Source organism: Nostoc sp. DedQUE07, assembly GCF_034530975.2.
In the GTDB taxonomy this organism is placed as follows: Bacteria; Cyanobacteriota; Cyanobacteriia; order Cyanobacteriales; family Nostocaceae; genus Nostoc.
The window spans coordinates 22,791-44,322 of the sequence record NZ_JAVRCC020000008.1 but is presented as its reverse complement, the minus strand read 5'-3'; the positions used below and the strand labels follow the sequence as shown (position 1 = coordinate 44,322).

18 protein-coding genes and 3 pseudogenes are annotated in these 21,532 nt (G+C 40.5%); 12 read left to right on the top strand and 9 right to left on the bottom strand.

All coding sequences use genetic code 11. The annotated features are described in order from the left end of the window. Positions 1-33: 33 nt before the first annotated feature. Entirely contained in the window at positions 34-489 is a 456-nt protein-coding gene (gene tsaE / locus RMZ95_RS08925) for a tRNA (adenosine(37)-N6)-threonylcarbamoyltransferase complex ATPase subunit type 1 TsaE (RefSeq protein ID WP_322673187.1), read from the top strand. Positions 490-1,402: 913 nt separating this feature from the next. Here the strand turns inward: tsaE and RMZ95_RS08920 are convergent. Beyond that, a pseudogene (locus RMZ95_RS08920) lies at positions 1,403-1,601 on the bottom strand (Tn3 family transposase); the annotation flags it as partial. A 107-nt stretch (positions 1,602-1,708) separates the two neighbouring features. Further along, positions 1,709-3,874: a type I DNA topoisomerase gene (topA, locus tag RMZ95_RS08915; protein ID WP_322686539.1), complete on the bottom strand. Its 2,166-nt coding sequence runs from the start codon at positions 3,872-3,874 to the stop codon at positions 1,709-1,711. 392 nt (positions 3,875-4,266) lie between these two features. Here topA and RMZ95_RS08910 point away from each other — a divergent pair, with 392 nt between their 5' ends. From RMZ95_RS08910 to RMZ95_RS08900, 3 genes are all read left to right on the top strand, one after another. Next, entirely contained in the window at positions 4,267-5,556 is a 1,290-nt protein-coding gene (locus RMZ95_RS08910) for an ATP-binding protein (protein ID WP_322686540.1), read from the top strand. Next, positions 5,549-6,154 (top strand): RloB family protein, encoded by a 606-nt coding sequence (locus RMZ95_RS08905; RefSeq protein WP_322686541.1) that lies wholly within the window; start codon positions 5,549-5,551, stop codon positions 6,152-6,154. Before RMZ95_RS08910 ends, RMZ95_RS08905 begins: the two co-directional genes overlap by 8 nt. Before the next feature lie 116 nt (positions 6,155-6,270). Further along, positions 6,271-6,426, top strand: a complete 156-nt coding sequence (locus RMZ95_RS08900) for a hypothetical protein (RefSeq protein WP_409882242.1) — start codon at positions 6,271-6,273, stop codon at positions 6,424-6,426. Position 6,427: 1 nt separating this feature from the next. On the opposite strand, the gene RMZ95_RS08895 is transcribed toward RMZ95_RS08900, so the two are convergent. The 3 genes from RMZ95_RS08895 to RMZ95_RS08885 form a co-directional block, all read right to left on the bottom strand. Further along, on the bottom strand, positions 6,428-7,345 hold the full coding sequence (locus RMZ95_RS08895; protein ID WP_322686542.1) for a DUF928 domain-containing protein: 918 nt from the start codon (positions 7,343-7,345) through the stop codon (positions 6,428-6,430). 429 nt (positions 7,346-7,774) lie between these two features. Next, positions 7,775-9,664 carry an ATP-dependent zinc metalloprotease FtsH gene (ftsH, locus tag RMZ95_RS08890; RefSeq protein ID WP_322686543.1) on the bottom strand — a complete coding sequence of 630 codons (1,890 nt, stop codon included), beginning with the start codon at positions 9,662-9,664 and terminating at the stop codon, positions 7,775-7,777. Positions 9,665-10,201: 537 nt separating this feature from the next. Beyond that, on the bottom strand, positions 10,202-10,348 hold the full coding sequence (locus tag RMZ95_RS08885; RefSeq protein ID WP_322686544.1) for a hypothetical protein: 147 nt from the start codon (positions 10,346-10,348) through the stop codon (positions 10,202-10,204). Positions 10,349-10,409: 61 nt separating this feature from the next. On the opposite strand from RMZ95_RS08885, the gene RMZ95_RS08880 reads away from it, so the two are divergent. Continuing rightward, entirely contained in the window at positions 10,410-10,955 is a 546-nt protein-coding gene (locus tag RMZ95_RS08880) for an NADPH-dependent FMN reductase (protein WP_322686545.1), read from the top strand. 48 nt (positions 10,956-11,003) lie between these two features. On the opposite strand, the gene RMZ95_RS08875 is transcribed toward RMZ95_RS08880, so the two are convergent. Next, complete coding sequence (locus tag RMZ95_RS08875) at positions 11,004-12,122, bottom strand: ferrochelatase (RefSeq protein WP_322686546.1); 1,119 nt, start codon at positions 12,120-12,122, stop codon at positions 11,004-11,006. 272 nt (positions 12,123-12,394) lie between these two features. Between RMZ95_RS08875 and RMZ95_RS08870 the strand changes: the two genes are divergently transcribed. Together RMZ95_RS08870 and RMZ95_RS08865 are read left to right on the top strand one after the other, a co-directional pair. After that, positions 12,395-12,841: a pentapeptide repeat-containing protein gene (locus RMZ95_RS08870; RefSeq protein ID WP_322686547.1), complete on the top strand. Its 447-nt coding sequence runs from the start codon at positions 12,395-12,397 to the stop codon at positions 12,839-12,841. A 129-nt stretch (positions 12,842-12,970) separates the two neighbouring features. Continuing rightward, positions 12,971-13,210, top strand: a pseudogene (locus tag RMZ95_RS08865) (transposase family protein); the annotation flags it as partial. On the opposite strand, the gene RMZ95_RS08860 reads toward RMZ95_RS08865, so the two are convergent. Continuing rightward, positions 13,189-13,677 (bottom strand): LemA family protein, encoded by a 489-nt coding sequence (locus tag RMZ95_RS08860; protein ID WP_322686548.1) that lies wholly within the window; start codon positions 13,675-13,677, stop codon positions 13,189-13,191. The pseudogene RMZ95_RS08865 and the gene RMZ95_RS08860 overlap by 22 nt on opposite strands. Before the next feature lie 192 nt (positions 13,678-13,869). Here RMZ95_RS08860 and RMZ95_RS08855 point away from each other — a divergent pair, with 192 nt between their 5' ends. The 3 genes from RMZ95_RS08855 (at position 13,870) to ilvB (ending at position 17,967) form a co-directional block, all read left to right on the top strand. Next, positions 13,870-14,463, top strand: a complete 594-nt coding sequence (locus RMZ95_RS08855; RefSeq protein WP_322686549.1) for a hypothetical protein — start codon at positions 13,870-13,872, stop codon at positions 14,461-14,463. Between the two features lie 219 nt (positions 14,464-14,682). Further along, positions 14,683-15,945 (top strand): MFS transporter, encoded by a 1,263-nt coding sequence (locus tag RMZ95_RS08850; RefSeq protein ID WP_322673198.1) that lies wholly within the window; start codon positions 14,683-14,685, stop codon positions 15,943-15,945. Between the two features lie 126 nt (positions 15,946-16,071). Further along, a complete protein-coding gene (ilvB, locus tag RMZ95_RS08845) occupies positions 16,072-17,967 on the top strand; it encodes a biosynthetic-type acetolactate synthase large subunit (protein WP_322686550.1) in 1,896 nt (631 codons plus the stop codon). Positions 17,968-18,074: 107 nt separating this feature from the next. On the opposite strand, the gene RMZ95_RS08840 is transcribed toward ilvB, so the two are convergent. Beyond that, positions 18,075-18,200 carry a DUF4351 domain-containing protein gene (locus RMZ95_RS08840; protein WP_322686630.1) on the bottom strand — a complete coding sequence of 42 codons (126 nt, stop codon included), beginning with the start codon at positions 18,198-18,200 and terminating at the stop codon, positions 18,075-18,077. 540 nt (positions 18,201-18,740) lie between these two features. On the opposite strand from RMZ95_RS08840, the gene RMZ95_RS08835 reads away from it, so the two are divergent. Then, positions 18,741-19,055, top strand: coding sequence for a hypothetical protein (locus RMZ95_RS08835; RefSeq protein WP_322686551.1), 315 nt, complete (start codon positions 18,741-18,743; stop codon positions 19,053-19,055). Between the two features lie 192 nt (positions 19,056-19,247). On the opposite strand, the gene egtD is transcribed toward RMZ95_RS08835, so the two are convergent. Next, a complete protein-coding gene (egtD, locus tag RMZ95_RS08830) occupies positions 19,248-20,282 on the bottom strand; it encodes an L-histidine N(alpha)-methyltransferase (protein WP_322686552.1) in 1,035 nt (344 codons plus the stop codon). 434 nt (positions 20,283-20,716) lie between these two features. On the opposite strand from egtD, the pseudogene RMZ95_RS08825 reads away from it, so the two are divergent. After that, a pseudogene (locus RMZ95_RS08825) lies at positions 20,717-21,477 on the top strand (DNA polymerase beta superfamily protein). Positions 21,478-21,532: the final 55 nt, after the last annotated feature.

Below are 21,532 nucleotides of genomic sequence, written 5' to 3'. Positions count from 1 at the left end.
TAGACTAATTCAGTAATACCCAATACCTCAATCATGAAAATTTTTCTTGCAGATACAGAAGCGACGCTGCGCTTAGGTATTACTCTTGGCGAATCCCTGACATCGGGGAGTGTAATTTTACTAGAAGGTGATTTAGGCACTGGTAAAACTACTTTAGTTCAAGGCATTGGTAAAGGTTTAGGAATTGCTGAACCCATTGTCAGTCCCACTTTCACGCTGATTAATGAGTACACTGAAGGACGCTTTCCTCTTTACCATCTGGATTTATATCGCTTGGAACCGCAAGAAGTCGCAACTCTAAATTTAGAAAGTTACTGGGAAGGTGTTGAAGTGATACCAGGAATTGTGGCAGTTGAATGGGCGGAACGATTGCCCTACAAACCAGATAGTTATCTCAGCGTGAGTTTGACTTATGGACATGAAGGCACTCGTCAAGTCGAACTCACATCATTCAATTGTGCCATTAGCAAAGTCATTGCCGCAATTTAAGCTCATCCCCCGCCTAAAGTACGAGGGATTTCAGTTTTTTGACCCAACACTCAAAAATTCCTGCAAATAATCGAGAGAGAACTTTACACTAGTCCTATCTGCCACTACCACGTTCGCCACCGTCAGTTCCTAACATTGCGATCTCAACCAAAACAAAAATATTTAATCAGCTTTTTTTCAATAGAAAACTGGTAGCCAGCTTTGCTGACACTTGCTCCTATAAATTTAGAAAAGTTGGCAATACACTGGCTTTCTTTAAAAGAGAGAGTATTTTTTCCTTCACTCCCTTAAATCCAGGCGGGGTTATTTTATCCGAATAGTATTGAACCTAAAGTGATTCTTAACTAAACAGGATATATGAATCAAGCAAGTGTAAATAAACTGTTGTTGGGGTCAATGAGAGTTTTGAGAGAACTTAGTCAGCTTCGATTGAACCCGATTAGTTCCCTACTGTGGTTTAAAAAAGGAATCTAGATTATTTAGCAGCGAACGCTAGTAGAAAAAGTTAAGCAATTATAAATTTATGTATAATTTTAACTTTCCTCACACTTAGTATTCCCAAGTTAAGTTCACAATCTATACAAAAAAATAAAGTATTTTATAAATTTACAAAATTAGTTCTAATAATTTTAATTAGCAATAAATTATTATATTCACATCTGTAATTAGCACCGATCTCAATAAAATATTTAACTAAAATATCTCGTATTTATACATATTTTATCTAGAAAGACAAGACACGAAAAAAGCAAACCATCTAAAGATACAGGGTTTTATCTGTGGACTAAACTTTTTGTTACACCTATCACTTCAGAATCAAGTAAAAATGCTTAATCTACGACTAAACGCCGTAGAATTAAGCATTTTTGCAATCGGTAGAGTCTTTTGTCAAACAAGTGGGGGTCATGACGAAGTACAGTTCATATTTGGTTCCATCTGCTGCTGTTGAGCCATCACCCCATAATGGCAAGTTCAAGACATTGACATTGTAGCGGTTAATTATATCGGTCAATGCTGCGTTTAGTTTATCCGCCTTCACATGACGACGATTGACAAACGAAAGCTCTCTCTACTCCTTGCATATGTCGTGCTGCTTGTGTTGGCCCTAAGTTAACGTCAGTTCGACAAGCCCTTTTTTGACCTCTCCCCCAACCCCTCTCCCTGTCGGATAGGGGAGCCAAAACCCTTTAGTATTAAGTAAAAATATCAGCAGTGTAGTCTAACAATTCAATTCCCCAAACTTAGGACTCCACCACCCTTTTTGTGTGCTGAAATAAGCCACATCTTTATGTTTGGTATCCTTACGAAATTGGGCATTAGAACATCGCAACATTGTCTTACTCTGCCCCTCTTTGATATAACTGTACTCCTCTAGAGGTTTTTTACATACTGGGCAGGGATATGCCGTCGTTTTGACAGGAGGCTTTTGTTGATTTTCAGTTTGGACTGTTTTAGCTTGTGGTGGCTGCCAAGTTTTGTTAAAGTCGCTCCAAAATAGCACGACATTTTCACAACCTTTTGTGCATTTGAGGAAATATTTCTTTTTGACCTTACTGCTCGGAATTTTGGCGAGAAAATTTTTGCATTCAGGGCATCGAGTCTTGGAAGTTTCATATTTGCGCTCAGTTATTACATTAGCTTTACCTATTGAGGAACTTGGAACTATAGTTTTAGCTTTGGAGAGCGCTGGTATAAAGTAATTCTGATTCCAATTAGTTAAATAATGCTGCCAAGAATTCTTTCCTTCAGAAATGGCATCAAGGGCATCTTCCATTTTCGCTGTGAATTCTGCCTCTAGTAAATCCGGCAGTGCTTTGAGCAAAAATGCATCAACTTCTAACCCTAACGCTGTCGGTTGCAGATGGTCTTTTTTCAACTCAACATAATTTCGTTTTTTTAAGGTAGCAACAGTAGGAGCATAAGTACTTGGGCGACCAATTCCTTTACGTTCCATCAATTGCACTAATTTTGGTTCACTATAACGGGGTGGTGGCTGCGTCTGCTTCTTTTCATGTCCAGCATTCTCTAGTTTCAATGCTTGTCCCTGTTGTAATGAAGGTAAAACACTATCCTTGCTGAGATTGTTCCAGTATCGAGCATAACCGTAAAATTCAATCACTTGCCCTCTGGCTGACCACAGTAGAGAACCAGACTGAGTAATCACCAAAGTTTTACGCAATTGGGCAGCACGACACTGAGAAGCAATTGACCGTTTCCAAATCATCACATACAAATTAAACTCATCATCAGGAAGTTCTAAACGCAACTGAACTGAGGGACGAAATACATCGGTTGGACGAATGGCTTCATGTGCTTCTTGAGCCGATTTGCTACTGCGATGCTTGGCGACTTGCTGCGGTACATTCGGCGGATCGTTTTGCTCTAACCATTTACGGGCGCTGGCACAAAATTCTGGACTCAGCATTACTGAGTCTGTTCGCATATATGTGATAAGCCCTGCCTCATACAGCTTTTGGGCTACAATCATGGTTTTGTCGGGAGCAAACCTCAGCTTTGAACCGGCTGCTTGCTGAAGGCTAGAGGTTGTAAATGGCGGCGGTGGCTGGCGGTTAACGATTTTTCCTTCAAAATGAATCACCTGATGAGGATGTCGCTGTGCTTCTTCAACTAAACGTGTCGCCTCTGCTTCGGAAAGAACGCGCTTAGACTCCGGTGTTTCTGGACTATTACCTACTTTCGCGTCATCGTGAGTTTCAGTTTCTTGGTCTGCTGCATCTTTTGCAGAATCGACCGTCCCTTTGTAAAAAGCCCGAAATCCTTCAGCATAATCTACCCAGACACTCCAGTAATCTTGGGGGACAAAAGTCAGAATTTCGTTTTCTCGCTGACAAATCAGGTGCAATGTCGCGCTTTGAACTCTGCCAACACTCTTAGCACCGTTATTCAATGCCCAAACTAAAGGACTACCCTTATAACCTACCAACTTATCTAAGCAATCTCGGCACAGCCCAGCACCGATTAAATTTTGGTCTAGCTTTCTGGGATTAGCGATCGCACTCTGTACCGCCGATGCTGTAATCTCAGTATAAATTACTCGTTTTGGTTCCCTTAAACCCAGCGTTTCTTTGAGATGCCAAGCGATTGTCTCACCTTCCCGGTCTGGGTCAGTTGCTAAGACAACTTCATCAACCTGCTTCACCGCAGACTTGAGCTTCTGAATTGTTTCTTTCGCTCGTTGGTCACGCGGGACGTAATTGCATCGGACATGACTGCCGTCCATAACGAAGCCCAAGGAATCGTCTCCTTCATTGCTGAGTTCTCGGATGTGGCCACAACTGGCTAGAACTTTCCAATCCGAACCCAGAATTTGACTGAGCTTTTTGACTTTTCCCGGAGACTCTACTACAAGCAGGCGTTTGATCATAGCAACTGCGTTCTAGATTTTGAGCAATAAACTGGCAATTGCAATGAGCGATGGCTGCGCCAACGCCAAGGGCGATCGTTTATTCTCGTCATGTGAATTTTATAGAATACTGTAACAAAAAGCTTTAACAATTGCTGAACTCTACAGTAATTTTCTTGTACTTAAACTTTTGCTTCATTTGCTTCACTTCTAAGTGTCTAGCGTCAGTTTTTGCAACAAAACCGCTATCGTCCGGTGCTGGCGTTTATTATGCTGCATACATTAATAACAGTACATCTGTACATGGTAAAAACAATCTTACAATTTAGCATTTTTAACCAATTATTGCTACTCTTAAAGCAGTAAATTACTATTTATTCACAATTTTCTATCTGAAGCCTAAACTTCATCCTATGCTTATTGAATTTAGTGTCGGTAACTACAGATCGTTTAAAGAGCAAGTCACCTTTAGTATGGTGGCAGCAAACCTTGTCCCAAAAGACAAAAAGCTCGACGAAAACAACGTTTTTGAAATAGATAAAGAATTAAAACTACTTAAAAGCGCCGCAATATACGGTGCAAATGCTAGTGGTAAAAGTAATTTGGCTACAGCTTTAGGTTTCATGAGATGGTTTATGATTAATTCTTCTAAAGAGACTCAAAGCACTGAAAAAATAGATATTGAGCGATTTAAACTCAGCACCGAAACCGAAGCTCAACCATCTTTTTTTGAAATTGTATTTTTAATGAATGGCAAGAGATATAGATATGGTTTTGAGGCAACTATTGAGAAAGTTGTCTCTGAATGGTTATTTTATGTTCCTAAATTAAAAGAAACTAAACTTTTTGAGCGCAAACTGGACAAAATTAGTGTTTCTAAAACATATAAAGCTGATGGTATTCAGCAAAAAACAAGACATAATGCCCTTTTCTTGTCTGTATCTGCTCAATTTAATGTTCAGATTGCAGAGAAAATCTTGGATTGGCTAACAAAAAAAGTTGCACTTATCTCTACTTTAAATGATAGAGGATATCGAGGATACACAGTTAGTTGTTTAATGGATAATGAAAATAAAGATGAAATTTTTAAGTTGCTCAAAAAATTAGATTTGGGATTTAGCGATGTCAAGGTAGAAGAAAGTGAAATTACTGCTGATTCTTTGCCTAAAGAATTGCCAGATGAACTAAAGAACTTAATTTTAAAAAATGTAGAAGGAAAATTATCATCAGTTCAAACTATACACCAAAAATTTGATGATAAAGGAAGTTTCGTATCTACAGAAATTTTTAATTTAGATGAGCAAGAGTCAGAGGGTACTAAAAAAGTCTTTGCCTTGGCAGGGCCTCTTGTTGACACACTGAAAAATAGTAAAGTTCTCATCATTGATGAATTCGATGCTAGAATTCATCCTTTAATCAGCCGTGCAATTGTGGAATTATTTAATTCTAATGAAACTAATCCAAATAATGCTCAGTTAATATTCATGACTCACGATACCAATTTGCTTAACAATAAGCTTTTTCGGAGAGATCAAATTTGGTTTACTGAAAAAAATAGATATGGTGCAACAGATTTGTACTCTTTAGCAGAATACAATATAAGTAACGATGCTTCATTTGAGAGTGATTATATTCAAGGTAGATATGGCGCAATTCCGTATATCGGCAATTTGAATCATCTAATCGACTCTCATCATGTCTAAAAAAAAGGTAAACTCTCGTGGATATTCACCAAGAAAAGTTAATACTAGGGAAGTCAAGCAGAGATTCTTAATCGTATGTGAAGGAGCGAAAACTGAACCTAACTACTTTAGGAGTTTTCGTGTTCCTAAGAATGTCGCTGAAATAGACGTGAAGGGTTTAGGAGAGAATCCCAGCAAACTAGTTCAGAGTGCAAAGGAACTGAAAAAGCAAGGAGAGTACGATCAGGTTTGGTGTGTTTTTGATCGTGATTCTTGGACGATAGAAGATTTTAACAACGCTATTAAAAATGCTGAAGCTCAAGGGTTTAAAGTAGCTTATTCTAATGAAGCATTTGAATTATGGTACGTTCTGCATTTTGAATTTCTCAATACTGGTATTCCTCGAAGTGATTATCTGAGTAAGTTAACTTCTTTATTTGGTAAAACATATCAGAAGAATAGCGAAACTATTTATGATGAGCTATTTGAGAAGCAAGCTATTGCTATTAAAAATGCTGAAAATCTTTTTAAACAATATGTTCCTCATATTCCAGCTAAAGATAATCCATCAACAACGGTGCATTTATTAGTGCAGGAACTTAACAAGTTTATTCGCTAAAATGCTGAGTAGCTAAACAACTTTACGCCCACTGAGAACCAGAAGAGCAGATGCCATGACTAGACTGTAACCTCTACTTGATGAGTTTCCACAGTGAGGGGGAAACCAAGTTATCTATGAACTTTAAGCAAGCTGCGATCGCAAACCTGCATTTTTATTCGACAGTTTTGTTGTGTATAGCTTTGAGTAGATATTTGCGATCGCTTAATCTTAAATTGAAGGGTAAAAAACCCAGCTTCTATATGAAAACCGGGTTTTTAAGTAATTATTAATTTATTTATGAGCAGTACAACAGGGCAATAAAGGCTTGTTTACAACATCTTTTATGTCTACTGAATTTAAAAAATCTTCCCAATATTTCTGAACTTCAGGATCGTTAGGACGCTGGCGGCGTAAATTAGCTAAAGTTCTCAAAGCATCTTCCCAAAATCCGGCTGTGGCGAATAAAACTGCCCGATCTAAGTCTGTGTTTGGTTGGTTTAACTGAAGAGATAGGTTTTCATCTTGCGATCGCACAATTGTACCTTCTACATAAGAGTCTTTATCACGGTTATTAGGATCGCAAATCATCGAAAAAGTCCAATTATATTCTTTACCTATTTGTAGAGATGGCCGATCGACAGGTACGTTTACACTAACAATACCATTCTGCCCAACAGGTTTGAAAGTTCCTTTATATAACGGGTCAATGCTATCACCATCCCGCAAAACAAATTCTAGTGCTTGCACTGTTGTCGAGGTTTGAGGAACGTAGAAAAAGAATGTCGGACGTTCTGCTGTGGTTCGTTGAGCTTCCTTATCTGTTGGTGTCAAGGGAATAAGATATTGTCCAGTTTGAAAGCAACTTCCCCGTGTTCCTGCTGACCTTACCCTACCAGGTCTACCTGGGACAAAGGCGATCCGATTTCTACTGCTACCGCGTTGAATATAACCTGTAACATTTCTAATTGCAGCAGTAGCATACCTATCTCCAGGACGTAGCCGCTCTGCTTGCTGAAAATTCAATAAAGCTTTTCTATAATTTCTTCGTTTGGTTTCATTATAGCCATTCAGCATATATTGAGTGTAAGCAGATTTTGCTTGTGCCAGTTGGTAAACTGATGTTGCTAAAACCTGAGTAATACTTACAGGCTCTAAGGGGAGAAATGCTAAAGCAGCAAGCAGATAACTTGCCCAAAATCTATATTTCATAATGTTTATGTTAACTTGTAGTACATTATTTGTGTATATATAATACAATAGCCTAAGCTTTACAGTGACAAGACTTTATTGTACATTCAAGGGTTTAAGACCCCAACCATACACGTAGCATATTTTGAGTCGGGGTTTAAATCCCTAACTCAAAATGTCTTGAATGCGTGAATTTTGAATTTTGAATTGTTAAATGTGCTACTTTCAGGAAAAGCTGAGGTAGTATTGTAATTTTTTTACAACAAAATTCCCAACTTTTTTCAGAAGTCGGGAATCTTAACCTTTGGATTTTCAGTAGTCTAAAGTTAATAGACTATTAGCTTTTGCCTATTCCTTAATAGACATCTGGTGAAATTAAAGATGCGCTATCCAGAACCCTTGTAGAGACGTAGCACTGCTACTTCTCTACATTATTTCTCACTCATATTTTTAATGAGGTACAGCCAATTGTTCATCGGCTACCTGAACATGATCGGTAACAATTTTGCGGAATACATCACCTTCAATTGTTTCTTGTTCTGCTAGCAAATCTACTAAACGCTCCAAAACTACGCGGTTTTCTTCCAACAGTTCTTTGGCCTTAATGTAGGAATTGCTAACAATTTCGCGCACTTGTGAATCAATTTTGGCAGCAATTTCTTCAGAATAGTCTGATTTATTCATCCAGTCACGTCCTAAAAATACCTCTCCACTCTGATTTTCCAAGGACAACGGGCCTAATTCTGACATTCCGAAGCGTGTCACCATCTGCCGCGCCATCCCTGTGACGTGTTGCAAGTCATTGCTTGCACCTGTGGTCACTTCTGGCTTCCCAAAAACAATTTCCTCGGCAGCGCGACCACCTAAAGTAGCAGTAATCCGGGATTTGAGTTGAGAACGGGAAATTAACCCCTGTTCTTCGTTGGGAGTAAACCAAGTTAATCCCAGTGCTTGTCCCCGTGGAATTAATGTAACTTTCTGCACCGGGTCATGGTCTTTGAGCAATGTCCCTACTAAAGCGTGTCCAACTTCATGATAAGCAATCAAGCGCTTGCTCTTGCTGTCTACTAAGGCGGTACCTTCCATACCTGCAACAACTCGGTCTACAGCAGCATCAATTTCTAAAAGAGTGACAGCTTCTTTACGTCTTCTAGCTGTGAGAATGGCGGCTTCGTTGAGTAAGTTGGCTAAATCTGCGCCAGTAAAACCAGGGGTGCGGCGAGCGATCGCTTCTAATGATACGCTAGGATCGATTTTCTTATTCCGCGCATGGACTTGCAAAATTTCCAATCGCCCTTTGAGATCTGGTGGATCGACCATCACTTGTCTGTCAAAGCGTCCTGGTCTGAGTAATGCTGTATCTAAAACATCTGGGCGGTTTGTGGCAGCAATAATAATGATGCCTGTGTTACCTTCAAAACCATCCATTTCGGTGAGCAGTTGGTTCAAGGTTTGTTCGCGCTCGTCGTTACCACCACCGATCCCAGCACCCCGTTGTCTGCCTACTGCGTCAATTTCATCGATAAATATTAGACAAGGGGCATTATCTTTGGCTTTCTTGAAGAGGTCGCGCACGCGAGATGCACCCACGCCAACGAACATTTCCACAAATTCTGAACCGGAAATACTGAAGAATGGTACACCGGCTTCACCTGCGATCGCTTTTGCTAGTAAAGTTTTACCAGTACCAGGAGGGCCAATTAACAGCACTCCTTTGGGAATCCGTGCGCCTACAGCAGTAAATCTTTCTGGCTGTTTCAGGAAAGTCACAACTTCTTCGAGTTCTTCTTTAGCTTCTTCAACCCCGGCGACATCTTCAAATTTCACTCCAGTTTTTGCCTCCATTTGGAAGCGAGCTTTGGATTTACCGAAATTCATCGCTTGGCTAGAAGCATTAGTAGAGCGTCGAAGGAACAATAGCATTAAAGCCACCAGTGGCAAAATCCACATTAAGTTGATCAACAGCCCAACAGCAGCTCGACTATTCGCAGAGGAAACTTCGCCAAAATCCACATTCTTGTCTTTGAGAATGTTGACTAACTCTGTGTTTTGCGCCAAAAGTCTCACCTGTTGGGGTGGTGTATTATCTTTTTGCCCCTTGAGATAAACCTTTGCTAGCTGTTCGGTTTCGTCAAGCTCTACTTTCTCGACTTCTCCCGCCTTCACTTTCTTGATCAAATCACCATAATTTAGCGAGGCGGTTTCTGCCTTTTGTGCCATGACAGGAGTACTTCCGAAAATTCCTGGCAACATAATCAAACTAGCAGCAATTGCACCAACCCAAGCAACGCGCTTTGAGGACTGCCTTTTTATCAATGCTTTTTTTCCCGAATTTGTCATAATAATTACCCTTTGTCTGCTGGCACAAGTTAAGCGCTGGTTTTATGCCTATTCTTCTATCAAAAATTGTAATAACTGGAAATTACACTTTTCTTATCTAGTCTAACTTCCTCACAAAAGCATTCCCAAGTTTCTTCAGGCTATTACATAAAGTTGAGCAAGGGTTATCTAGTATGCAGCTGTTAAGACTGGGCATTGGGCACAAGAGGCGGAGGGGCAAAGTTGCAGAGGGGAAAAATCTTACTGTAATATCACGTCCGCTTGATTACTTACTAAACCCCAAGAACTCTACCCCGCCAAAGCTATGCTTTGTCTCCCTCCCAAAGAGCGGGGAGCAGGGTGGTTTCATACGAAAAAAGAAAAATACATAAGTCTTGATTTCTCATGTATAACCATAGATTTTGACCCCTCTCCAAACCTCTCCCCGAAGCGGAGAGAGGCTTTGAAACTCAGTTTTAGTTTTTCTCTCGTTGTATGAAACCACCCTGCCTCCCGAAGAGCGGGGAGGGGTGCAATGACTATGGGAATCACAACTAATTACCCGGACATCATATAACTGCTCCCCTGCTCCCCTGCTCCCCTGCTCCCCTGCTCCTCTGCTCCTCTGCTCCTCTGCTTCCCCAATCCCCAGTAGATATTAATTTGACACATTCCAGCACAAATCGCTAAGATAAACATAGTCATAACGATTCCGCTTTTTAAGAAATCTGACGATAGTAGCTAGTTAATAGTTTATGGGTTAATTATGGTGAAAATTATTGGCATCGGTGGTAGTTTAAGACCCAACTCTTATACCCAGCTTGCTTTAGAAGTTGCAGTGCAAAGGGTTGAAGCTGTAGGTGCAGAGGTAGAAATTCTCGATTTACGGCAGTTGCAGCTACCATTTTGCACTGGTGCAAAGGAGTATCCAGAGTATCCAGATGTTCAGCGGTTGCAAGAAACAGTTAGTCAGGCTGATGGATTAATTTTAGCGACACCTGAGTATCATGGTGGGGTTAGTGGTGTCCTAAAAAATGCCTTAGATTTGATGAGTTTTGACCAACTGTCTGATAAAGTGACGGGATTGATTAGTGTCTTGGGCGGTCAGTCTAATAGCAACGCCCTAAATGACCTGCGGCTAATTATCCGTTGGGTACACGGTTGGGTGATTCCCGAACAAATTGCGATCGGACAAGCTTGGGGTGCTTTCAGTCCTGAAGGCAAACTAGTAGATGAAAAGCTCTCTCAAAGATTCGATCAATTTGCTCAGAGTTTAGTTGATAATACTCGCAAATTACGGGGCGTAAATTAGTTGTAGGGTGGGCAAAGCTTTGCCCACTCTATTAAACTCAAATTTTACTTAATGATGATGGTGGTGATGATGGCGATCGCCTGCGAGTTGAGGATTAACTGCCACACTTTGTTCTGATAACAACTCTGCAATATGAGTATCAGCCCATTGCGCCACCATTGCCAAGAATTCTGGGCGATCGTTGACGCAAGCCATTTGCACGTAGTTCGTGCCAGGATGCTGTTTCTCTAAAGCATGGATGATATGGTGTACATCCAATAGAGTTTCGTGGTTTTCTGTGGCAAAGCCAATTGGCATAAAAATTACCACTTTCGCACCCAATTGGATCAGGTTATTTGCAGCTTGCTCTGCATTTGGCTGTGTCCAATCAATTAAGGGTGTGTCATGATTGAGCCAACCTACCGAGATTAAGGGATAGCGGTTAATCAACTTTTCCCGAACCAAGTCGTACATTGCTTCACTTTCGGCAATCCCAGAAGTAAAGCCTTTAGCTTTGTGGGGACAGCCGTGATTCATTAAGACAATACCGATTTGAGAAGGTAGATAAGCTCCGGCTAACTCAGCAATTTTCTCTTCAACCAGATGAGCCATCAAATCGATGTAAGCTGGTTCGTTGAAGAAAGAAGGAATGTAACGCTGTGCTTTAACCCAATGTTCCTCACCATTAGTCAACTCAACCAGAGCATTGTTAACTTGCTCGATCGCAATCCCACTGGTGAAGATAGAATCAACAACCAGCAGTGGGTAAATTAGTAGCTTCTCAAAACCTTGGTTTTTAATTTCTGCCAAAACTTGATTGGGTAGGAAAGGAGCGCAGAAGTTAAAAGCCTTGAAAACTTGAACCTTATCGCCCCATTTTTCTTGTAAATTCTTCTCAATTCCAGCACGCTGCTGTTCAAAGATGGCGTTGTGTGGGGAAATAAAATCGTGGTGTGTGTGTCCCCACTCATGGCGGTCAAATAGCGCCAAAAGCTTTGCCAGAGGCGGATAAATCCAGGTTGGTACTGGTGCGAATTTTGCTGTCAGTAGATTTAAAGCCTGTTCGTTATAGTTGGCGAAATCTTCGTAGCTTTCGACTTCGCCGTAGCCCATAAGCAATACGGCTACACGGTCTTTACCTGATAGATGCTCGTGGGTGTGTTGTACTTTTTCCGGCGTGGCAACCACAATTAGTTCCTCAATATAACCAGAGTGCAGAGAAATATAACGTTAGGGAACAGTTTGCACATTTTCCCTACTTGTAACTTATTATCCCATCCTGGGGGATAGGATAGGTGGGAAAATCAAAATAATACATCAAAAGTAAGACTTTTGTGGGGCATTGGGTATGGGAAATTAAACTATGCGCCATTTCGTATGTCGCTGAAATAGCGAAAGCGGTTAAAATGCCGAAAAGCCGCCTTCTTAGGCACAAGAATTAAACAACATAGAATTAAAGTATGAACATAACTGCTGAGGAGTTGCGTAGAAGACTTGCTGCTGGGGAGAGAGATTTTGCTGGGATTATAGTTCGGGAAGGCGAAATTCTTGATGGTATTAACCTCAGAAATGTTAATTTGAGAGGAGCCAGCTTTCATTCCGTCTCCTTGGTTGGAGCTGACTTGAGCCATGCCTTGTTGAGTGGAGCGTATCTCTCCGAAGCTGTTTTGGACGGAGCCGATTTGCACAGAGCCGATTTGCATGGAACTGGTTTCTGGAAGGCTAGTCTTCGCAATTGCAATCTCTGCGGTGCCCAGTTGAATGGAGCTGACTTGGGAGTTACTAATTGTTGTGGTGCTAACCTGAGTGAGGCTGATCTGCGAGGAGCTAGGATGGATAATACTAGGTTGAAAGGTGCTAACCTGAGTCATGCCGATCTCAGAGGTGCTGAGGATGTCTACCTTTAAGGGGCCATTCTCCACGAAACCATCATGCCAGATGGAAGTATCCAGAGTAGTTGATGCTGATGTAAGTAGATTTTCAAAAATCTCTGATTCTGGTGACAGCTTTTTAAGCGTTTGGTGCATCCACTACTTATGGTTCCAAGTTTCGACGATACCATCCTCAAATACTTTTCTCGCCTAGAAGACCCAAGAATTGAGCGAACCAAACAGCATCTGTTGATAGATATTATTGCGATCGCAATTTTAGCGGTCATCAATGGAGCAGATAGCTGGATAGCAATTGAAACTTATACTCAATCCAAACGAGAATGGCTGGAAACGTTTTTAAGATTACCCAACAGTATTCCCTCCTATGACACAATCCACGAAGTTATAATATTTGTTGTAAACATTTCTACGGCATTATTATATTTAGTTACGGCATAGTTATAGAATCTTCTGGCGGCGGAAAGTTGTTCTTCTACTTCACTTAATAAATATTGTAATTGGATAAAATAGTCGTTTATTTTTAATTCGGGATATGCTTCAACTATTAGTATAATTTTGCTTAACATTATCGAAATTTGGTCTTCTACAGCAACTCGGCTATTATTACTTAAATTTTTTGAAGTTATTGTACTTCTGAGCCTGCTAATTTCTATCAATGTTTTTTGCTCAAATTGCATATATATTTGAGCTAATGTAACAAGTCTAGGTATCAAATCGCTTCTTTTTTGCAGAATCACATCAACAGTAGAAAATGCATTATCAACTTGATTCTTTTTTTGAATTAAACTATTGTATAGAATTATAAAAATAATTAGAATAAAAATAATAAGGCTAATTATAAAAGTAAACATTTGATTGATTAGATTAATCTAATGTTATTTATAATCAAAAATCCTTCTTTTATCAAATAGTATTATTTCGGAAAAATATGTAAAGAGGCTATAATTTCCTCAGTAAAAGCAAGGTAATATATATAAACTCCTTGATTTTTGAAAAAAACTCTGTACATCGTAAGACTCAAAAAATCAAAGATAGTGTTATAGATGAGTATAATTATTTGCCCTGGAATTCATGAGCCAGAGTTAACTGAAAGCTTTAGAGTCAAATTGTTAGATTTAGTTTCTAATAGCGCGATCGCACCTAATCCCCCAAATATCCTGGTTTATCCGGGTAAAGATTTTTTAGTTTTATCAGCATTTCATATTTTGCAGTTTTTGCGCGTTAGCCTAGCTCACCGCAGGTATGGCTTGACCGACTCTATAAAATCACCAATTATATTCATAAGCTTTAGTGCTGGCGTAGTTGGGGCAATAGGGGCAGCACATTTGTGGCAACTCTTGGGTGGTCGTGTGAAAGCGTTTATTGCTATAGATGGATGGGGAGTACCACTACAGGGTAATTTCCCGATTCATCGGATAAGTCATGATTATTTCACTCATTGGAGTTCATGTTTACTTGGTAGTGGGCAAAATAACTTTTATGCAGAACCAGGAGTCGATCATTTGTCCATCTGGAAATCTCCCCAAACTGTACAAGGCTGCTGGGTAGATTCATCCATCGAGATTATTCCACCCAAAGGTCGTCTGACAGCAGCTGAATTTTTGCTTATGCTGTTAAAGCACTATGAAGCAAATTAATCCGGACAACAGAATTAGGAGTTAGGAGTTTGGGGTTAGGAGTTTGGAGTTTGAAGTTAGGAGTTAAGAGTTTGGAGTTTGGAGTTTGGAATCAACATTTATTCTCCCCTCTGTCTAATGCCCAATGCCCCATACCCCATGCCCCATGCCCCATGCCTCATACCCCATGCCCCATGCCTCATACCCCATGCCCCATGCCCCATCTACCCAAAGTATCTAATGTTTCCAACTGAACCAGCTGCTGTTAATAACGGGTTTAGCGCACTGCTAAAAAACCGTGGTTTTATGCTCCTGTGGATTGGGCAACTTCTGTCCCAATTAGCAGATAAGGTCTTCTTCGTTTTGCTGATTGCTCTGCTGGAGAACTACCCACCGCTTCCTGGGTTGGCACAAAACTCAATGTACTCAACCTTGATGCTGTCCTTTACAATCCCAGCAATTTTGTTCGGCTCTGCTGGTGGTATCTTTGTTGACCGATTGCCAAAAAAGCTGATTATGGTCGGCTCAGATGTCGTGCGGGGAATATTAACGCTGTGTCTTCCCTTGTTACCACGACAATTCCTGATTTTGTTAATCCTGACTTTTGCCATTTCCACGGTGACGCAGTTTTTTGCACCAGCCGAGCAAGCAGCAATTCCCTTGTTAGTGAAGCGAGAAAATTTGTTGGCAGCTAATGCGCTGTTTAGCAGCACGATGATGGGAGCTTTAATTGTTGGTTTTGCCATTGGAGAGCCGATTTTGAGTTTGTCGAAAAGCTGGATGGGAGAAGAATACGGTCAAGAGCTTGTGGTTGGTGGATTATATATATTATCGGCTGCAATTATGCAGCCAATTAAGTTTAAAGAAGACAAACCTCACCGGGAACATCGGGCATCAAATCACCCTTGGGCTGAATTTACTGAGAGCCTGCGCTATCTCAGGAAAAACCCTTTGATCTTGAACGCTATGCTGCAACTGACAACCTTATATTGTGTGTTTGCAGCCTTAACAGTGCTGACGATTCGATTAGCTGAGGAGTTTGGTCTAAAAGAAAAACAGTTTGGCTTTTTCTTGGCAGCAGCAGGAGTAGGTATGGTCTTTGGTGCGGCAATTTTAGGTCACTGGGGTGATAAATTGCATCGCAAGCCTCTACCTTTAATTGGATTTTTGATGATCGCACTAGTTTTAGGAGTGTTCACTTTTACGCACAACTTGTTGCTGGCGCTAGGACTCTGTGCATTTTTGGGTATAGGTGCTGCCTTAATTGGTGTCCCCATGCAAACTTTAATTCAACAGCAAACACCACCGACCATGCACGGTAAAGTATTTGGCTTTCAAAATCATGCCGTCAACATCGCTCTGGCATTACCTCTGGCGATTACTGGCCCATTAACTGATGCTCTGGGCTTGCGATTTATACTAGTAGGAATGAGTATTGTTGTCGTGGTTGTCGGTGTTTGGGCTTGGAAAAATACCCGCAATGTCTTGCAAGACGTAATTTAATTAATGTAGGCTAATAATCTAGCTTTATATCTAATATATAAAATTCTCAGAATTTAATTGGACTTTTCCATTAAAATGAAATCTTAACTACAGAATTCAGCATTAACTTTAGCTATAGTCTGAGGTTTGACCGTGCGATCGCTTTCCCCAATTAGTCTCCCACAAATCGAGAATCACAAACAGTCTCGTGCTTCTAGTCCGCCAGTCGTGCCCAAGCGTGCATCTGGCGGTTTTGCTCTGCTTGACAGCCTTCATCGCCACGGCGTTGATTATATTTTTGGTTATCCTGGTGGGGCAATTCTCCCAATTTACGATGACCTGTATAAGGTGGAAGCAACTGGTGCTATGAAGCACATTCTCGTGAGACACGAGCAAGGCGCAGCCCACGCTGCTGATGGTTATGCCCGTGCTACAGGCAAAGTAGGAGTATGCTTTGGTACTTCTGGCCCAGGAGCAACTAACTTGGTGACAGGCATCGCCACCGCCTACATGGATTCAATCCCGATGATTGTAGTCACGGGACAGGTAGCACGCCCGTCCATTGGTACAGATGCGTTTCAAGAAACTGATATTTACGGGATTACCCTACCAATCGTGAAGCACTCTTACGTGGTACGCGATCCCAAGGATATGGCGCGAATTGTCGCCGAAGCATTCCACATCGCTAGCACTGGGCGTCCGGGGCCAGTTTTGATTGATGTCCCCAAAGATGTAGCTCTAGAAGAATTTGACTATGTACCTGTAAAACCAGGTTCAGTCAAGTTACGCGGTTATCGTCCCACGGTGAAGGGAAATCCCCGACAAATTCATGCCGCGATCCAGTTGATTACTGAAAGTCGCCGTCCGCTATTGTATGTGGGTGGTGGTGCGATCGCAGCTGGCGCTCATGAAGAAATCAAACAACTAGCTGAATTATTCGATATCCCTGTCACCACAACCTTAATGGGGATCGGTGCATTTGACGAACATCATCCCCTCGCTTTGGGAATGTTGGGGATGCACGGCACTGCTTACGCTAACTTCGCTGTTAGTGATTGTGACTTGCTGATTTGCGTCGGCGCTAGATTTGACGATCGCGTTACAGGTAAGTTAGACGAATTTGCTTCCCGCGCCAAAGTAATTCACATCGACATCGATCCAGCAGAAGTCGGCAAAAACCGCATTCCCGAAGTGCCCATTGTCGGCGATGTGCGGAACGTGTTGATAGACTTGTTGCGTCGCTGCAAAGAAGCAGGGATTAAGGCTACACCAAATCAAAACCAAGAGTGGCTGAATCTAGTTAACCGTTGGCGCGATGAGTATCCTCTCATAGTGCCGCAGCATCCCGACAGCATTTCACCCCAAGAAGTAATTGTAGAAGTCAATAGCCAAGCACCCCACGCTTTCTACACCACAGATGTCGGACAACATCAAATGTGGGCAGCACAATTCCTGAAGAATGGCCCAAGGCGCTGGATTTCTAGCGCTGGTTTGGGAACGATGGGTTTTGGCTTACCTGCGGCAATTGGCGCGAAAGTGGCGTTTCCTGATGAAGAAGTCATCTGTATTAGCGGTGATGCTAGTTTCCAAATGTGTTTGCAGGAACTAGGAACAGCCGCACAGTATGGAATAAATGTCAAGACAATAATCCTCAATAACGGCTGGCAAGGGATGGTACGCCAGTGGCAGCAAGCCTTCTATGGTGAACGTTACTCATGCTCCGACATGGAAATAGGAATGCCAGACGTAGAGTTATTGGGAAAAGCTTATGGCATCAAGGGCATGATAATAAGCGATCGCAGTCAATTAAAAGATGCGATCGCCGAAATGCTGGCACACAAAGGGCCAGTAATCTTAAATGTCCACGTCACCAGAGATGAAAACTGCTATCCAATGGTAGCCCCTGGTAAGAGCAACGCTCAAATGGTCGGCTTACAAAAGCAACCGCCCAAAGCCGCAGCCGAGCCAGTGTATTGTAGCCATTGCAATGCCAAAAATGCTCCTACGCACAACTTCTGTGCTGAGTGTGGCACAAAGCTGTAACGGTTTTTGATAATTTCGACTAGAGAGGTAGGGGAGCAAGGATGAAGGGGAGCAGGATGCAGAAATTTCCCTAATTCCTGCCCCCTTTTCTCTTACGTAGGCATCCCTTAATCTTCCTGATGAGGTTGAGGTAAAAAGATATTTCCTAAATAATTCACTAAATCGCTTTGACTGTTGGAATCTAACAGCACCTCAGTTAATTCTTCTAATTGAGTAATTGATAATGTGCAAATCTGCTGTTATATTTCTGTTTTAATTGCAGCAAAGCGTTCTGAAAACTACTTATCAAACTTAGGTTTTATTAAAAATTCATATACTTTTTGCTTTAGTTAGTTAAATATGCGAGTAAGAGTTGATTTTAGATAAATCAGTTTTTTTTAAAAATTCAGTAACATTCCTCTTTTATTAAAAAGTTAAATATAAATACAATATTAAAAGTTGTGCTGGCTTAGTTGATTAAAAAACGTCAATTATTCCAGGTGTATCTATTTGCTAACTTTTTTCAGACAGATTCAGTAGTCTTAAAATAACCGCTCTCTTTCTTTTATAAAAGAGAGTTTAGCTTGCTATTGATTGAGAAAATTAGATTGTTGTTAGCGAATTAATCTACTAAGCATTAATAGTCTGTTCATTTGAAATCACTGTGTTCAAGTTTATTGGACAACAGCGTTATGACTATATGGAAAAATTGCAGTTTTATTTCTAACTGAGAACAAACACAACTTCTTTAAGCTCTGAATACTTCTCAACGCATATAATCAATTCCAATCCCTATGCAACAATATATTTCTCATTTGCTCGTACTGGTATTAGGAACAAGTTCAACTTTCCTTGTTACTCCATCTCAAGCTCAAACTCCGGTAAAAACCAACAATCAAAATCCTAAGAATGTTACTTCCATATCTTCAAGTTCACCTTCGGCTACCCAATTAAGTGATTTTACCAATTCTACTAATAGCAAACCATCTCTTCTTTCTGAGGTAACTAATAACTCTTCTGCTACTAATACCAATATAACAGCAAATAAACCTCGTCCACGGGTTCCTATATTCAGCAGAATTTTTCCTACACCTTCGATGCAGCAATAATTAGCGATTAAACATTTAGTTTACTTGCTTAGGTCGATCAAAATTTGCATTCATACATTTTGACCTCTCTCCTTAAAGGAGAGAGGCTTTGAATTGTTACTCCCTAATGCTTGTAGGGAAGGGCTGTTTTTGTTAGCTATATATTGGACTCACTGAGAACCAGTATATATATCAGGCATACTCTGATTTGATTTATGCTTGCAGCTGACAAAGGATTAAGCCAAACCATTGATTTGGATCTCTCCACACATGAAGAGGTAGTAAACCTTGTGCAGTTAGTTGCTCTTTGATAAGATCAAGGTCAAATTTGCGGGAAATTTCGGTGAGGATAGTCTCACCTTGTGCAAAATTAACCTTAAGATTAAGAGCGCATAATTCTACAATTTGCGATCGCAAGCTGCGTAAATGCATTTCTATTTGATGCTCGCTTTCATTGTAAAATGCTCGGTGTTCAAACTGGCTAGTGTCAAAGTTACCCTCAAACCGCTGATTTAAATGTTCCAGCATATTGAGGTTAAATGCAGCTGTCACTCCCTGGCTGTCGTTATAAGCTGGTTCTAAAATCTGTTTTGGCTTTCGTAAATCTATCCCCAATAAAAAATACTCACCTACTTGTAGAGCATTGGTAATTTGAGAAAAGAACACATCACACTCATCAGGGGTAAGATTACCTAAGCTGCTACCAATAAAACAAATCATCCGACTCGGTAATTGCGTTGGTAGGAGTTTTGCAAGGGCTAATTCATAGGTTCCCGCTAGTGCATAAACTTGGAGTAAGGGATAATCTTTTAATAACTGCTTGGCACTACTTTCCAACATACCTGCACTCACATCAATTGGTAGGTAATGCAGAGGATAGCCTAGTTGCTGATAGGCATCTAGTAAAATGCGGGTTTTACTAGAACTACCACTGCCAAGTTCTACCAATTCACAAACGCCAGTTATCTTGGCAATTTCACCAGCATACTGTTGTAAAATCGTTGTTTCTGTGCGTGTAAGATAATATTCTGGTAAATCGCAGATTTGCTCAAACAGATCGGAACCACGGTCATCATAAAAGTAACAAGGGGGTAGAGATTTAGGTGTTTGAGTTAATCCCTTCACTACATCACTCCCAACACTAGGTGCAACTATTTGAGTTGCTCCTACCAAACGTTCTATCTCCAAGCGTTTTTCAACGCTGCTTTGAGAAGTAACCTTGCTGTTAATAGCTTTAGATATCGACATGAAACCTCCGTTTGCTTGGCGTAATAGGTTACTTTGATAGCAGACCTTTACTCCAATCAGTGAAACACATAGCCATAGTTAATAAAATCATGCTTGAGCAATATAGCTCAAGCTTTCAAGCTATTTTTCAGCATTTTTCCATTAAAATAGTAGCAAGTAAGTGCTTAAGTGCTATGTTCTCGCAGCGATAAAGATTTCGATATCAGCAATATACCCCAAGTACCAGCAAATAGCAGATCGAGTCAGAATGAGGTTGACTAAAGAATGTGGCTTCGTCATATCCTGAGAATAGCGCAAAAGTTTTCGAGCGATATTCATCGTAGGCTGGAGAAATAGCCTCTTTCACACTAGATTTGCTCAATTTGAATCTCACAGTCTGCTCCCACACTAATGATGCTATTTTCTGGGCAAGCAATCCAATTACCTAGAAATATATGAATATTCCAACTTCTCTTAACACAATTATTAGGCAACAGCCTTACCCGTTTTTATTCGCCATCATTAGTGGTTCTCACTTATATGGCTTTCCCTCACCCGATTCTGATTATGACTTGCGTGGTGTGCATATTTTACCAGTTCAAGAAGTAGTGGGATTACAGACTAGAAATGAAACTATTGAAATTTCAGAAGTTCGCGAATCTTTAGAAATTGATCTAGTAACTCATGATGTCAAAAAATTCTTTTTGATGCTACTTAAAAAGAATGGTTATGTGTTGGAACAATTGTATTCTCCTTTAATATTAATAACCTCACCTGAGCATGAGGAATTGAAATTATTGCTAAAAATTGTATTACCCGTCATCATAGTTACCATTATATTGGTTTTGCCGCAACACAATGGAAACTTTTTGAGAAAGAACATACACATCGAATTAAGCCATTACTTTATGTTTACCGAGTTCTATTAACTGGTATCTATCTAATGCAAACAGGAGTAGTTGAGTCTAATTTAGTTAAGCTAAATGAGGTTTTTAATTTACCCTATATTTCTGATTTGATCTCCCAAAAATTAACAGATACAGAAAAATCTATTTTGTCAGATGTTAATGTAGCTTTTTATCAAAGAGAATATGAACGTCTGCATAATAAGTTACAAGATGCATATCAATCTAGCTCATTACCAGAAGCACCTTCAGCTAATGCAGATTTGGATAATTTGTTAATACGCCTGAGAACAAAGAGCTATAAATTATAAGCTTTTAACTCCTCATTACTAGCCTTTTTAAACAAGATAAATTTAGAAATTTAAA